General features: G+C 35.7%; 19 protein-coding genes. 14 read left to right on the forward strand and 5 right to left on the reverse strand.

The features are described from left to right. Positions 1 to 209: 209 nt before the first annotated feature. The 4 genes from AWH49_RS15730 to AWH49_RS15745 all read right to left on the reverse strand — a co-directional run bounded on the left by AWH49_RS15730 (position 210) and on the right by AWH49_RS15745 (position 2,773). Entirely contained in the window at positions 210 to 632 is a 423-nt protein-coding gene (locus AWH49_RS15730; protein ID WP_342341794.1) for a LysR family transcriptional regulator substrate-binding protein, read from the reverse strand. Positions 633 to 782: 150 nt separating this feature from the next. Then, positions 783 to 1,418, reverse strand: coding sequence for a DUF3862 domain-containing protein (locus AWH49_RS15735; RefSeq protein WP_063966506.1), 636 nt, complete (start codon positions 1,416 to 1,418; stop codon positions 783 to 785). A 149-nt stretch (positions 1,419 to 1,567) separates the two neighbouring features. Next, complete coding sequence (locus AWH49_RS15740) at positions 1,568 to 2,182, reverse strand: hypothetical protein (RefSeq protein WP_063966507.1); 615 nt, start codon at positions 2,180 to 2,182, stop codon at positions 1,568 to 1,570. Positions 2,183 to 2,464: 282 nt separating this feature from the next. Beyond that, entirely contained in the window at positions 2,465 to 2,773 is a 309-nt protein-coding gene (locus tag AWH49_RS15745) for a hypothetical protein (protein ID WP_063966508.1), read from the reverse strand. Positions 2,774 to 3,399: 626 nt separating this feature from the next. On the opposite strand from AWH49_RS15745, the gene AWH49_RS15755 reads away from it, so the two are divergent. Together AWH49_RS15755 and AWH49_RS15760 are read left to right on the forward strand one after the other, a co-directional pair. Beyond that, positions 3,400 to 3,792, forward strand: a complete 393-nt coding sequence (locus tag AWH49_RS15755; RefSeq protein ID WP_063966510.1) for a hypothetical protein — start codon at positions 3,400 to 3,402, stop codon at positions 3,790 to 3,792. Between the two features lie 60 nt (positions 3,793 to 3,852). After that, positions 3,853 to 4,257 carry a hypothetical protein gene (locus AWH49_RS15760; RefSeq protein ID WP_063966511.1) on the forward strand — a complete coding sequence of 135 codons (405 nt, stop codon included), beginning with the start codon at positions 3,853 to 3,855 and terminating at the stop codon, positions 4,255 to 4,257. 174 nt (positions 4,258 to 4,431) lie between these two features. On the opposite strand, the gene AWH49_RS15765 is transcribed toward AWH49_RS15760, so the two are convergent. Further along, positions 4,432 to 5,373, reverse strand: coding sequence for an SMI1/KNR4 family protein (locus AWH49_RS15765; protein ID WP_063966512.1), 942 nt, complete (start codon positions 5,371 to 5,373; stop codon positions 4,432 to 4,434). Positions 5,374 to 5,713: 340 nt separating this feature from the next. Here AWH49_RS15765 and AWH49_RS15770 point away from each other — a divergent pair, with 340 nt between their 5' ends. The 12 genes from AWH49_RS15770 (at position 5,714) to AWH49_RS15815 (ending at position 14,524) form a co-directional block, all read left to right on the forward strand. After that, entirely contained in the window at positions 5,714 to 6,529 is an 816-nt protein-coding gene (locus AWH49_RS15770) for a nuclear transport factor 2 family protein (RefSeq protein WP_063966513.1), read from the forward strand. Between the two features lie 133 nt (positions 6,530 to 6,662). After that, on the forward strand, positions 6,663 to 6,992 hold the full coding sequence (locus AWH49_RS15775; protein WP_063966514.1) for a hypothetical protein: 330 nt from the start codon (positions 6,663 to 6,665) through the stop codon (positions 6,990 to 6,992). A gap of 224 nt (positions 6,993 to 7,216) precedes the next feature. Further along, positions 7,217 to 7,747 carry a DUF3221 domain-containing protein gene (locus AWH49_RS15780; protein WP_063966515.1) on the forward strand — a complete coding sequence of 177 codons (531 nt, stop codon included), beginning with the start codon at positions 7,217 to 7,219 and terminating at the stop codon, positions 7,745 to 7,747. A gap of 160 nt (positions 7,748 to 7,907) precedes the next feature. Then, positions 7,908 to 8,336 (forward strand): hypothetical protein, encoded by a 429-nt coding sequence (locus AWH49_RS15785; protein WP_063966516.1) that lies wholly within the window; start codon positions 7,908 to 7,910, stop codon positions 8,334 to 8,336. Positions 8,337 to 8,520: 184 nt separating this feature from the next. Next, the gene (locus AWH49_RS15790) at positions 8,521 to 8,811 is read left to right on the forward strand and encodes a helix-turn-helix domain-containing protein (protein ID WP_063966517.1); all 291 of its coding nucleotides are present in this window, start codon (positions 8,521 to 8,523) and stop codon (positions 8,809 to 8,811) included. Positions 8,812 to 8,852: 41 nt separating this feature from the next. Then, entirely contained in the window at positions 8,853 to 9,098 is a 246-nt protein-coding gene (locus AWH49_RS21390) for an IS3 family transposase (RefSeq protein WP_094777189.1), read from the forward strand. A gap of 6 nt (positions 9,099 to 9,104) precedes the next feature. After that, positions 9,105 to 9,668 (forward strand): IS3 family transposase, encoded by a 564-nt coding sequence (locus tag AWH49_RS21395; protein WP_094777190.1) that lies wholly within the window; start codon positions 9,105 to 9,107, stop codon positions 9,666 to 9,668. A 19-nt stretch (positions 9,669 to 9,687) separates the two neighbouring features. Then, positions 9,688 to 10,110, forward strand: coding sequence for a hypothetical protein (locus AWH49_RS15800; RefSeq protein WP_063966518.1), 423 nt, complete (start codon positions 9,688 to 9,690; stop codon positions 10,108 to 10,110). A 456-nt stretch (positions 10,111 to 10,566) separates the two neighbouring features. After that, positions 10,567 to 11,067 carry a thiol peroxidase gene (tpx, locus tag AWH49_RS15805; protein WP_063966519.1) on the forward strand — a complete coding sequence of 167 codons (501 nt, stop codon included), beginning with the start codon at positions 10,567 to 10,569 and terminating at the stop codon, positions 11,065 to 11,067. 164 nt (positions 11,068 to 11,231) lie between these two features. After that, a complete protein-coding gene (locus AWH49_RS21400; protein WP_082862904.1) occupies positions 11,232 to 11,471 on the forward strand; it encodes a tyrosine-type recombinase/integrase in 240 nt (79 codons plus the stop codon). Positions 11,472 to 11,572: 101 nt separating this feature from the next. Next, the gene (locus AWH49_RS15810) at positions 11,573 to 13,852 is read left to right on the forward strand and encodes an excinuclease ABC subunit UvrA (RefSeq protein ID WP_063966520.1); all 2,280 of its coding nucleotides are present in this window, start codon (positions 11,573 to 11,575) and stop codon (positions 13,850 to 13,852) included. Positions 13,853 to 13,906: 54 nt separating this feature from the next. After that, a complete protein-coding gene (locus AWH49_RS15815) occupies positions 13,907 to 14,524 on the forward strand; it encodes an HAD family hydrolase (RefSeq protein WP_018393124.1) in 618 nt (205 codons plus the stop codon). Positions 14,525 to 14,809 lie beyond the last annotated feature (285 nt).

A 14,809-nucleotide genomic window follows, 5' to 3' on the forward strand; every position in this document is an offset into this window, starting at 1 on the left:
CGTATTTGAAGATGGGGGTATTCTCGCCTGAAAATCTGATAAAGTCTGATCAAAAATCCTGTGATATACAGGATTTTTTCTTGTTCAGCAAACGGGCCATATAATTGAATAAGGCTTTTTGAGGGAGGATAGTAGAATACGACTGTTATATAACGAATTGGGATACATTTTATGCGATGAGTCAAAAGTGGTTCTAGTCACACTAAGATCTAATAATTATGATTATTATTGTAGTAAGTCATGATAAATTTCCTGAATTCATCTGCAAAAGTTGAGATGTATCTGTCTTTTAACCATGATAAACCGACAATAAATTTAGATTCAGGATCTGAAATTTTAACATAATTCAGATGATATTTTTCGCAAAGCGTTATCGGAATTAACCCTACACACATTTGGAGTTGAAACATTTCAATTAATAGATCAAAGTCTACTTCGAAGATCACCTTTGGGTTGAAACCGGCAGATTGAAACAGCTTCTTAACCGTGTTTTTGTATTCGTCGTATCCTGCAAGTGATATAAATGATTCTGAAGCTACTTCCTTTAAATCAATTGTTGTTCTATTGGAAAATCGATGATTTTTTGGAACTACTAAAACGATGTCTTCTTCCATTAATACGTAGCTCTCAATCTACAGCAATTGCAATAACCATCGATATTGGGATAACAAATACTTTTTTCAAAATTTTCGTCTTCCTTTCAATATATACATTTGCCTCATATAGAACATATGTCCTTAATGAGACAAAAGAAAAAGCCCTGCGTGAGCAGAGTCGTAAATTTATTCTAATCCTAATTGCGTTTTTGAATCTAGTTTATCAGCCGTGAAGCTAAGTATTGCATTAGCTCCAAGTGAATCACCGTAATATGTAATCATGGTCATGTGGAATTGGTCACCTTCGCTACCTATTTCAGATGTTAGCTCACCAGCGCCGCCGACAATTTCTTGTACTTCTGCATAGCTCATGCCATTTTGGATCTTGTTAAATTCCTCAGCGGTAATTTTTACATCGCTTGATTTACCAAGCCCTGCTTGTGCCTTGCTGATTAATTTACCGCCCTGGAACATGAAGTTAGCATTACCGAATGCAGTGTCAGAGGATGTCCATTGGTACATGTTCGTATGGATCTCAGTGCCAGCTTCGCCTGTTTCGGAAAGGAGCTCACCTTCTGAACCAATGATACCAACGACATCTTCATAAGACGTTCCGTCCTTAATTTGGTCGAATTTATCTTGGGTGAGGACACCTTTTGGAGCAGGTTCGGATGTTTCTGCCGGCGCTTCTGTTGTTGTTCCAGTCGATGATGTCGGAGCGGTTGCGTCATCGCCGCCATTTGCTACAAAGGTAATGATGATAATGATGATAATGATTAGAGCGATTAAACCAAAACAACCCAATTTAAAAAGTTTACCCAAGTGTATAACCTCCTTTTATATGTATATTTTCATACTAGTTTACATTACAAAAGTTGTGTATTCAATATAAGTTTCACCAAATTAGTAAATATATAGAATTCTAAAAAAGCCATTCGGCTTGGCTTTCTCATACGTAAAGGTGGTGGTATTTATTGAAAATCAACACGAATGTCGAACGGTTCGCCAATCTCACTTTTGTTTTCATCATGAGGTGGATCAATCAAAACCCGTATCCATTTAATATCTTCGGGCTGTGAGTTTTGCAAAACATACACATATGATCCTGTTAGATCCACTTTCCCATAAACTTCACCATTGATCATGTCCGAGAACGTAATATCTGGATCAATATGCTCGCCTGTATTCGTTATAATTTTGATGAATCTGCCTTGGAAGGTGTCTGTAGCTTCGGTTGTATGAGCAATATCCATAATTACTTGAACATAATTGATGTTTTTAATACCGTAAAACTCCGCTGTTTCACCGGTGAATTCAGCAGACGAAGAAGTTGATTGTAATGACAAGGTGAACGGGCCGGATGTAATAGGCTCGGTGGCTTTACTCTTCTTTATCGTCTTATAAGTTACTGTTTCGTCGGTAATAGTATTTGGATCATCTTTATTGTCGTTTTTGGTTGTAGCAAGTTCTTTTGTTTCCGATTCTTCGATAGGTGGCGGATCACCAGGTTCTGTGTCATCGCTGCACGCTGCTAAGCCGGCGTTTAATAACAAAGTTAATGCAGATAAACCTAATTTGTTTTTCATATGAAAGTCCTCCCTTTTGTCAAAGGATACAGGACAAAAGTTTCGATTTCAATCTAATTTTCGACAGTTTAGTAAAAATATAGAATTACAAAGAAAAAAGCAATCGGCTTGGTTTTCTCATACATAAAGGTGATGGTGCTTATTGATTGTTGTTTTCGTCTTTTAATTTTAATTGCTGCGCAAGTAAGTATTCAATCTCTTTTGCAGTTCAACATCCTCATAGCGTTCGTCGATTACTAAATCTAATACGCCTTCAACATTCTTTTCTTTTATTGCTTGAAGCTAGTTAGTAAGCGTACCTTTTGCTCTTTCAAAAGCTTGATGGCGGGCCTCTGCTTGTTTTTCACGCTCGTTTAATTCTTCTTGAGTATAAGGATAAATAGGTTCGTTATTTTCGTCGTAATACTGAACGGAAGTTTCTATACTTGATGAATCCTCCTCAGCTTGAATAGGACTGTTGCTTGTATCATAATTTTTACTTGATAGCTTTGTGTTGGCAGTACTTTGAGCATTTGAAATGAAAGTTGAAGTAGCGACACATAAACCTATGAAAGTAATAATTGAAAATACGAAGAAAAATTTAGATTTCATAATAATCCCCTTTTTGTAATTTTGTATCCATTTTAACATAAGGTGGATCTTTTTATGTTGATACCTGCAAGAGTTCATCATTCACTTAAAAGGAATTAATTAATACAACATAAAGTAATTATGTTGTATTGAAAATGCCCCGGAATCTAAAGATCCGAGGCGTTTTTTGGCCGCTCATATTTTGACAGTCTGTATGGAATATGAATAACCTGTAAAAAATAAAAAATGATTAATTTTCCCTTCGTTGCTTCAACAGTTTTTCAATAAATATCCACCCATAATACAAGATCCAGAACAAGGCAATTACAAAAAATCCAATATCTATCCTCTGAGGATAATGAATAAATAAATACAATATTATTAGGGAAAATGGTGGCATTAGTAGCCAATATTTTTTTCGATGCAAAAAATCACCACCTTTATTAAAGGGTTCAAAAAAATTCATTTATTTTCAATATAAACTATATTTTGTGTTTTGTTAGGGTTTTTTAGAGTTTTAATCATTTTCAATCAATACGGCATAATAGCAACTATGTTACGTTAAAAAGCCTTTGATCAAATTCCAGGGCTTTTAAATTTACTAAATTATGTTAAAGTAGTTGGGAGAAAGCTAAGGAGATAAAGTCTTGAATAATATAATAAATAAGGTATTAGGTATAGGTGTATTAGGAGCTTTTATTGTTTTTGGAATTCTTACTTTTATAATTTCAATATTTATTCTGTTTTATGCTATTGGTCCCAATAGAGATGACGTTGCTTTTTTTGGTAACGATGAATATGTAATTAGTAAAGTTAATACTGAATATGAGTTATTTAAAAATGAGGAGATAATTTTAAAAGAAGTAGCTGATTATAAGCAAAAAGATTCTTTAGCTTATATTTTAGGTAAAGAACAGTATGTAATCATTGATGAGAAAAATAAAAAACACAAAATAAAATCAACAGCAGAAGCGACTGAACAAGAGAAGATCTTTTTACAAAACATCAAAAAATTGAACTCTTATAAAGAATTATACTAAAAGCAACATAAAAGGAGTCAGCTTGTTTTTGATACAAAATAAATTAACTGAGGTGCTGGCATGATTAATTATCTGAAAGGCTCTGGAGGTGCTATTGCAGTAACAACGTTAGGTTTAGTCATAATCGCCATGGGCTTAGATTATTTTTATGTTGTCCTTCTATATGTTTCTGGTTATGGCTATGTATTTGGTCTCTTAGGTCTTGCCTGCTTATTTTTAATAAAAAAGAAAAAATACAGTACAGCAAAAAGTTATTTAGTCTTTTTGAGCCTGGGTATAGTATGCGGAGGCATTATGGAATTCCTTGCTGAAGGAGAGCTTTTCCCCAACCTGCTTATTTTAACTATGTTAGGATCATTGGTGTTTCTCGCAGTCCAAAAAATTGAGTTCAAAGCTGCTGTTTATACTATTTCGGCATTACCACTTTTAATAATTGGACTTTACACTTTATATATAAACATGTAGTGAAACTAAAGTAAAAAGGTCAACGCTTCTGATCGAATGCAACATAATGGCAATTAAGTTACTTTCGGATAAAGAAAAGGCCGGCGTAAGGAATAAAAAATTTCCTTCCGTTAGGCCTTTTCTTCGCTTATTTTCTTTTTTCTCTGTTGCTCATTTTAGTTTGAAGCACTCTGATTAATCTTCAACACTAAAGTCTATCATCACACCCACTATCTCCTTGGAAATATTATATTTCACTTTCACTTTATACAATCCATCCCCGTAACCTGACATTGCAATCGCACCACCTGGAACAATTCCTCCCTGTGCATCAGAAGCAACTACATCCGAACATGCAACGTAATATTTTAATCCAGCTTCGTCCATCTTAATGTCATATACATTTTCAACTTCATATGAAATCGCTTCATCTCTTCCGAAAAAAGCGAAATCAAATATTCCAGCCTGGGCAGAGTCAACGCCAATCAGCTTATCGCAATCATGCCAATTCCCACTAGGTTTCTTTTCACCATAAAACACAACTAAGTTTTCAACCACATCATCGTCCGTGTGAGAGATAGTTGCCGTCCACTTCCCGTTTTTCACATTGGATAATTGGACTTGCAACTCTGCTTCTTTTTCCACCGGATAACACGGATCCGTAATAATTAACTTTCCACTTTCTACTGTAAAATCACCAACGATTTGGGGCTTACTAGCATTTATTTTTGGTACAAACCAATCGATAAATTGGCCTAATGTTAATGATTTACTATCGGTTTTGCCGGTTTTTTTAGTCCAAAGATAGATTTGCTCCTGCATAAATCTTTTTCGAATACGGTAACATAGCTTATCTCCATTCATATTTTCAGCAATACAAATCATGTCACTTGGTAATTTTTCCGGTCTGTTCTTCTGATTTTGTTTTACAATATCGATTGCTAAATCTGTGTTTTGAGTAGTTGGAACTGGAAACAACGTCCAATCACCAAACTTTGCTCCGTTTGTTTCTAAATAGAGCTCCTTAAATTCATCTGGAAAAAGTAAACCAAGTTCTTTTTCTACTTTTTTTAATTCAAGCAACGAAACACCTGTCGCTTTTGAACTTGATTCAATCATATCAATTACTTTCTTCATCTCTTTTCCTCCATTTTTATAATCTCAATGTGATCGAAAATTTTTCGTATATATTATTTTCTCTGTGTTAGCTATAGGTTTTTAATAGTTTAAATCTATATTATCAAAGACCTCAGGTAACGACTTTTTCAGAAATTCTAAATGCAACATAATAACATGATCTGACCCCTGTCAAGTAGATAGTTACAAGAAAGTAACGGTACTGTTTACTTGGAGGGGAGCATATCAAACGACTGAACAAATTTTGCTGACTACTTTTATGTAGATTAAGTGAAACCCATTATCTATTTTATCCCTAAGTGTTAATATAAGGATAAAATGGTTGGGTGGTGGGTATTGAGTGAAAGAAATTGCTGTTGTAGCAGGCATAATAACAATAATAATGGCCTTCGCGTTTGTTCCTTTCTTAGCAGATTCTGAGAAACAGGAAAGTACTTCTCCAAAAGAGTTTATAAAAGAGTACATAGAGGCAAACCAAGCGAAGGATTATGAGCGTATAGCGGATATGGCAATTGATAATCGTTTTAGGAATGACCGGCAAGCCGAAATTGCTGGATACAAACAAATTTACGCAAATTCCCCGTCATTAGTAAACTATGAAATCAAACAGTTAAAAGAACCGAAAGAAGGCCAGGCCTTTGTCGTTACTGTATTAGAATTTGACGATGGAAGTATCATGCAAATGCCTCTGCGTCTTCTCAAGCAAGGTGGAGAATGGAAAGTATATATAGATAGAGGAATTAATGCTCCTGATAAGGATTTTAAAATCCTCAAGCAACCAGACGGAATGGCGCAGGAAAGCTCTTCTCCAAAAGAGTTTGCAACAGAATATTTGGAGTTACACAAGGCAAAAGAATATGAACAAATGGCAGATAAGGTCATTGATAAGCGTTTCCCTGATTTGAAAGAGAGAGTTAAGATGTATAGGGAAGCGGACAAGCATTCAGCCTTAAAAGAGTATGAAATTAAAGAAGTAAAAGATGTGACAGAAGAAACGGCAAAGGTTGTGGCCGTGTTAACGTTAAAGGATGGTAGTGTTATTCAGGTGCCTCTGCATCTTGTGAAAAAGGCTGGGGAATGGAAATTGCATATCGGTTTCGAGGATCTTAATGAATATGAGGATTTTAAAACTATTAAACCAGCAACTGAAATTTAAAAATTTGTTTGAATGGAAAACATTTTATAACTCAGTGCTTTTGGAAAGTAAGAATTAAAATAATCAATTTTTAGTGTTCTGAGTTAAAGTAGAAGAGAAGCAGGATCGAAAAGAAGAACTAAGGAGAATTCTTGTGAGATTATTTATATGCTCAGTGTTAGGAATATTTTTCTATTACTGTATTCTTTTTTATGTGTTTTTTTCAGAAAAAGAAAAACGATGGGCAGAATCTCAAGGTCAACCGATCGATGTACGGTGGGATCAAAATACGGCCTTTGTCGATGGTTATATACCATTCTTGACTATGCCACTGCTCATTATGATTCTATGGGGATATGGTTTATGGCTACACAAATCTAAAACGACTAGGGAAAGAATAGCCCTTTTAATTAGTATTTTTCCCGTTGGAATTGTTTACTTTATCTTCTTCATTTTTATTTCGATGCAAGGATATCAGCCATAATAGATTAAACAGTATAGAATATATAAAGAAATAGGGTGAAATATAAAATTTATACTTACAATACCAATACAACATAATAGGAATTATGTTACATTTGGTTATTTTGTGATCTCAAGGTCATTATTTTTAAGAGCAAAATCAATGCGAAAGTGAAAAATAGTTAAATAGTTTTTTAAACTTAGGGGGTATTCTTCTGTATCCCGAAAATCAGAAAGGTGAATCGCATGAAAAGTAGGTATCCCTTAGTCACTTTTCTATTGGCTGCAGTTCTTTTAAGCGGTTGTTCTGAAAATAGTGTTACAGAACCCCGTGAGCCTTCATCAAATGAATATTATGTTGCTTCTGTACAGGGAAATAAGTTTCTGGCAGTATTAACTGAGCCTTATTCAGGTTTTGAACCGAATACGGATAAAGAATATTATTCAGCAACTTATTATGAGTATCCAAATGCATCAGATCTGAAGGCGGGGCAAAGAGTGAAAATCGAATCCAGTCATCCCGTTATGGAATCTTTACCTGGTCAGGGTATAGCAGACAGTGTAGAGGTTCTCCCGGAATATAAACCTAAAGAGGCTGATATGTCAGAATCTGAAATTGTGATGAAGGCCATAGAAATGACAAAGGAACAATCGGATGAAATAAATCCAATAATAGTAGGTATCAAGAACATCCAATACGATGATCAATCAGATATGTGGAAGGTCAGCACAAACCTGGATGGTGAAATATTTGAGCTGAAAATAGAAGATAAATAAAATATGAGGAATTTGAAGATCATTTTAAAAAGGGCGGTTGGCAATATCTTTTGAGTGCAATCAGAAGAGATTTTTGTAATGCGCATTCTTGAGTTAATGGCAGGTTGGTTCAAGAAAATGATAAAATATTATTAGATAAATTTAACATTGAGGTAAAGAAATGACACGATATTTTAATTTATTTTCAGCACTTGGAGCAACATTAGTTTTTGCATTAATCTATGCACACGTATTTTTCTTTAGAGGGTTTGGAGCCGGGAGTTGGTCTGGCTGGTATGGTTTTCTATTCAGCGCGCTTGTTGTTATTATCTTAGTAACTGTCATATGTATGGTCGCTTATGGCCTTGAAACTCTTTTATTTATGATCATTTCATTTAAGCATAAAAAAAGAGCAGGAATAATTTTTTATCTTTTTGTAGGGGTGATAACAGGCACAAGCTTATCTTTGTTTTATCTCCCTTATGATGAATTCTCTTACTTTTTAATAACGGCTACTGTGCTAACTACTGTAGGATCAATCCTTTTTTATCTTGTTAAAACATTCGTAGATTCTGCAGTTGTAAAAAAATATTATCTTTTTCTCCAATAGCAATGATTTTTTTGTTGTATGTGTTAGTTAGATAATTTATTGAAATTTAAGCGATAATAAATTAAATGTTAAATGAAAAAATCAACATTACTGAACGCATGCAACATAAATACATGATATGCTCCCCTTTAAGTAGACAGTTCTAAGAAAGCAACGCTACTATCTACTTGGAGGGGGTTTTTGTATGGGGAGAAAACAAACTTATTCTGTAGAGGTTAAGTTACAGGCAGTTGAACTCTATTTATCAGGTGAAATGGGCGGGTATCGGCGAGTAGCTGAAAAATTCAATGTAGACGCGTCTCAAATTGTGAGATGGGTTAAGGCTTATAAACAAGAGGGAATCGATGGCTTAAAAGAAAAGCGCGGTCTTGTAGGAAGAAAACCAAAGAATCCTTCGGATCAAGAAAAGATTAAACGGCTAGAAGCTGAAGTAGCCTACTTAAAAAAGCTGTTAGAAGCCAGGAAGGAGAGATAAGAAAAAGAACTAAAACCCTTGAATATCAAGTTATTAAAGACATGTCTGCTTGTTTTTCGATTGCCCTTCTTTGTAAAATTGCCGGGGTCTCAAGAAGTGAATATTATAAATGGCTCAAGAACGGAAAGAACCTTTCTAAAAAACAAGTAGAGAACCAAGCCCTGCAAAAGAAGATCGTTGAGATCTTCAATCAGTATCGAGGAATTTTTGGTTACCGAAGAATAACGGTTTGGCTGAGAAAGATACTTAAACGAACCTACAGACTCATGAAAGTGCTTGGGATCTAAGCGAGGATTCGCAAGAAGAGGACTTTTTATGGCAAAAAAGAAGCTTGTGTTGTATCAGGGAATCATTTAAATCGAGAATTTCACGCCACTCGTCCGAATGAGAAATGGGTAACTGATGTTACTTATCTTCCCTTTAATCAAAAGCGCCTTTATTTGTCGGTTATCTATGATTTATATAATAATGAAGTGGTGTCTTACAAATTAAGCCGGTATAATGACTTTCAACTTGTGCGGGATACGCTGAAAGCAGCTGTCCAAAAACGGAAAGTCAAGGGGACTCTACTCCATAGTGATCAAGGTGTGACGTATACCTCTCGTGCTTATCATCACCTTCTTGCGAAGCACCAAATGAGAGCAAGCATGTCCAGAAAGGGAAACTGCCTTGACAATGCCTGTATCGAAAGCTTTTTTTGCCATTTAAAGGCTGAATGCTTTCACCTTTTAACATTTAGCCAGGTTTCTGAGGTTGAGCAAGCGATAGATGAATACATACAATTTTATAACAAAGCAAGATATCAAAAGAAACTAAAGAACCTTTCTCCAATTCAATTTCGAAGAAAGGCGATGTAGGCTTTTTAAAGGTGTCTACTTGACGGGGGTAAGATCACTTATCATTCAAGGGATGGCGCTTAGTTTGGTTTGTAAGAAGGGGATCAAATGCAATGTTTTGAATCATTTTTATCAAATTGATCAAGAAACGAAAAAAGAGACTGAGATTTATATTCCGGTCACCTTTGAAAAAATGGAAAACAGAGTAGACGTGTATCTTCTTCTTTGCGACAACACAGATGTGCATAAGGTATTGTTTGATTCCAAGATGGAACAGCAAATACATCGGTTGAAGAGAGGAAAGGAAGCGTATATTACATTGAAAAAGGCCGAGTGTGAGCTTTCAAAAAAAGTGGTTGAGTGGAATAGCACAAGAACGACTCTTTCTACTTACCAATCACGCAGAAGAACGGCCTCAAAATTTCTAAAAGGGGTGACTGCTGATGAAATCATCCGTCACTAATTTAAAACTCGAAAAAGAAACCGTTTAGCAAAGTAAAGGTCTTGAAATCGGCAATCGGCTATTACATTGGGCGCGAGCGGAGCATGGGTGACTAATTTTAAAAAGGATGGACGCTAAATAGAGAAGGGATGCTTGTATATTGGCATCTCTTTTTCTATTTTCACTTAACGAAAAATAGGGAGGGAACGATATGGCATATTTAATCGTGAAAGCAGCCATGATCGAACGAAAATTTTGTCGCAAGATGATAATCGGGCCATATTCTTGAATAGGAGAAAGAATTATTAGAAGGTGAATCGAATCTCTAAGTTATTCAACTTGGCAGTTTTTTCGTTAATGAAGCAGTCATTTTGACAACAATGACAAAAAACTTAAAATAATACACAGAATAAATTGATGATTCTAAATAGTTGAGCTATATTTGCACTGTACATATTTTTAAGGGAGGAATTAAAAATGGTTAATTTTACGTGGAAAGGAAATCCAGTAACACAAATAGGAAACGACGTAAAGGTTGGAGATAAAGCTCCTGAGTTTACAGTACTAGCGAATGACTTATCACCTGCTACACTCGCTGAGTCAAAAGGGAAAGTTCGTTTAATTTCTGTTATACCATCTATTGATACTCCTGTTTGTGATGCACAAACACGTCGTTTTAACGAAGAAGCTTCTAAATTAGGTAATGTACAGGTTCTTACTATTAGCGCTGATTTACCGTTTGCACAGAAAAGTTGGTGTGCAGTAAATGGTATTGAGAATGTACAAACATTATCAGATCATCGTGATCTTTCATTCGGTGAAGCATATGGTGTTGCTATCCAAGAACTTCGCTTATTAGCACGTGCTATTTTTGTTGTTGATACAAACGACAAAGTAACATATGTTGAGTATGTAAATGAATCAACAGACCACCCAAATTATGAAGCAGCATTAGAAGCAGCTAGAGCAGTATTATAAACAAGTAGAGTTATTTTTGCAGCTCATAAGCATTTTTCAATATATCGCAATCGGGCGCGATTGTTGTATAACCTATAGATTTAAACGACTTTATTATTTTTTAATCGACTATATTTTTTAAACAACTTTATTATCATGAAACATTAGCACCCGACATTAAGTGAATGCCAGGGTGCTATTCCCCTTTTTCGGGGGATGTGCAAAAACACCCAAGTACGTATATTGAGCCATCTACTACCCTATATAAAGAGTACTTGGGCGATTGGTTTATAACAAAGAAAAACAGTAGTGGCATTCAGACAGCAAAAGTGTATCAGAACTATCTTCAAAGTCGAATCATGCCTAGATTGGGCAACTACACCTTATCAAAGTTATCAACAATTCAAATTTCAATCGTTTATTAATAATTTGAATAAAGAGGGCCTAAGCAGCTCGATCATAAAAAAAGTTTGTGAAATTGTAAAGAAGCATAGTAGATAAAAATAAAATCAGAAAGGATAACAAAATGTCAGAAATAAAAGATGAAATCATTTTAAGAGGGCTTAAAGAACATAATTTAAAAAATGTAGATTTAAACATACCAAAAGAAAAAATCATCGTATTTACAGGTCTTTCAGGCTCAGGAAAGAGCTCAGTTGTATTCGATACATTAGCAACAGAAAGTAGAAGACAAATGACTTTGAACTATCCTCTCTATGTCAGAAATCAAATGCCAAGGTACGAAAGACCCCACGCCGATCTTATGCAAAACTTAAGCCCGGTTATAGTAGTAGAGCAAAGACCTATAGGAGGCAATTCCCGCTCAACAGTAGGCACCTATATGGATATAAATCCATTAATTAGACTTTTGTTCTCGAGAATAGGAAATCCATCAATAGGTTTTGCCAACGATTTTTCGAGCCAAAGTTCCTTTGGTAGATGTCCAGAATGTGGTGGATATGGGGAGGTAATTGCGCCAGACCTAAATAAGATTATCGATTACGATAAGTCACTTCGAGATTATGCAGTGAAATTTAAGCCATTATCGCCTTCAGGTTGGCAAGGTAATTGGATGATGACCTGCGGATTATTCGATCCAGGTAAACCCATAAAGGACTACTCAGAAGAAGAACTCCACCTACTATTATATGGTCCCCGAGAAGGTGAAAGAGCCTATGCACCGTTTCACACAAAACATGGAGCTCAAAACGCGGAGTGGGATGGGTTGTTGCCTCGATTTATGCGTCTTTATATAAATAGGGACATCTCAAAACTAAAACAAGTATCCCAAGATGACGTCTTAGCAGTGTCAACACATTCATTATGCCCAACCTGCCAAGGTTTAGGCCTAAACCCAAAGGTATTAGAATGTAGAATAAATGGCCTGAATATCGCAGAATACGATCAATTAGAGCTTCCAGAAATACTAGAAGAACTAAAGAACATAAAAGATCCTATGGGAGAATCTATAGCACAACAAGCAATCCCACATGTAAAACAACTAGTCGACATGGGACTAGGATATTTGAGTCTATCAAGAAAAATGGGCACCCTGTCCGGTGGCGAAGCTCAAAGGGTAAAAATCGCTCGTCATTTAGGGAGCAGTCTAAACAATATTACATACATTTTCGACGAACCAAGTGCAGGACTTCATCCAGAAGAAGTGGATATGTTAATACAAATGCTAAAAAGGCTAAAAGACCAACATAATACTGTAATCGTAATCGAACACAATCTATCAGTAATAAAAGTAGCGGATGAAATAATAGAAATGGGACCAGGAGCAGGTGTAAATGGAGGAGAAGTTGTCTATCAAGGAAAATTAGAAGGACTAAAAAACTCTCCCACCGCAACAGCCCTAAACCACAAGCTAAAAATAAATAAAAATCCAAGGGATATAAAAAGTTATTTTACAATAAACAGAGCAAGTAACAATAACTTAAAAAATATAAGCGTAAATATTCCTAAAAATGTCTTAGTCTCTATATGTGGAGTATCAGGTTCAGGTAAAAGCTCCTTAATGTTGGAAGCGTTCACAGAAAGATATCCAGAAACCATAATGGTAGGACAAGGCGGCATAGGAATCTCCAATCGTTCGACCCTAGCTACATATATGGGAATAATGGATGATATTCGCGCAACATTTTCAAAAGAAACAGGACAACCAGCAGGTTTGTTCAGCTTTAACTCCTCAGGAGCATGTCCTATCTGCAAAGGAAAAGGAGTCCTAACGCCAGACGTAGCATTTGCAGATCCGGTGACAATCGCTTGTGAAGCATGTGACGGTACGAGATATTCAGACGAAGCACTGTCATATCGATATCAAGATAAAAATATAGTAGAGATTTTAGATTTAACAATAGACGAGGCTATTAATTATTTTAAAATACCTAAGATCATAAAAAGAGTGCATACGCTAAAAGACGTAGGATTAGGGTATCTGACCTTAGGACAGACGACAAGTTCTCTAAGCGGAGGAGAGATCCAACGTCTAAAACTCGCAAGCCACTTACAAAAAGAAGGACAAATCTACCTAATAGATGAGCCATCCTTAGGACTACACACAGAAGATAATGAAAAACTCTTAGACGTATTTCAAAATCTCGTAAACAGAGGTAATTCTGTCATAATAATCGAACACAGTCTAAACTTTATAGCGGCGAGCGACTGGGTAATAGAATTGGGTCCAGGAGGAGGAAAACAAGGTGGACAAATTATATTAGAAGGTACACCAGAAGAAATGTTAAATGCAGAGACATTGACAGCGAAATGGTTAAAGGATGGAGTAAGAAAACATTTCACTTAATATGAAAAATTAACAAGATCGAAATTACGAAATAAGTTTAAGGAGTTTAAATATATGGACAGCATAATTTTTGATCTAGATGGGACATTATGGGATTCAACAGACACGGTCCTGCTGGCGTGGAATAGTTTGATGAAGGATTACAAGCAAATCAACAGGGACATAACGAAGGAAGATCTTCAGAGTGTCATGGGACTTCAAGTTCCCGAGATAGGAAAAAAACTGTTTCCGGACTTAAATGATCAAGAACGGAATCGATTTTTAGAAGAAAGCTGCCTAGTAGAAAATACATTTTTAGGAGAACAGGGCGGGGTTCTTTTTGACCAAGTAGAAGATGTATTGAGGATTCTTTCACAGAAATATAAGCTTTTCATTGTAAGCAATTGTCAGGATGGATACATTGAAGCATTTTACAAGTTTCATCAATTAGAAAAATACTTCACAGATTATGAAAATCCAGGGAGAACGGGTCTTTCAAAAGGAGAAAATATTAAATTAATCATGGAACGAAATCACTTAACCAAACCTGTCTATGTGGGTGACACGGAAGGGGATCGAAAGGCAGCCCAATTCGCCGGTATTCCATTTGTCTACGCCAAGTATGGATTTGGACAAGTAAATGAATATGATTATGCAATTGAGACCTTCGATGAACTTGTTAAACTATTTTAAACGAGGAGGCCGTTTCTCCAGCTTTGATTGGAAGCAGAAGAAACGGCCCTTGATTACTTATTCCCTCGAACCAACAACCCATAGGAAAGAATAGCACAAACATTGCTAACGGCAATGATAATTCCCAGGGGAACAAAACCTCAAAGAAGTTTGGATATTAGTTTAATTTATGATGAGTGTTTATTAGTTGATATAGGGGTAGCGTCACATGCCCATCAAGCTAAGTTAAATTCATACCCCAAAAACGAAAAAACGCTATCCTTATCGTAAGAAGTTTACGAGGAA

It is taken from the genome of Domibacillus aminovorans (genome assembly GCF_001643235.1).
Taxonomy (GTDB): domain Bacteria; phylum Bacillota; class Bacilli; order Bacillales; family Domibacillaceae; genus Domibacillus; species Domibacillus aminovorans.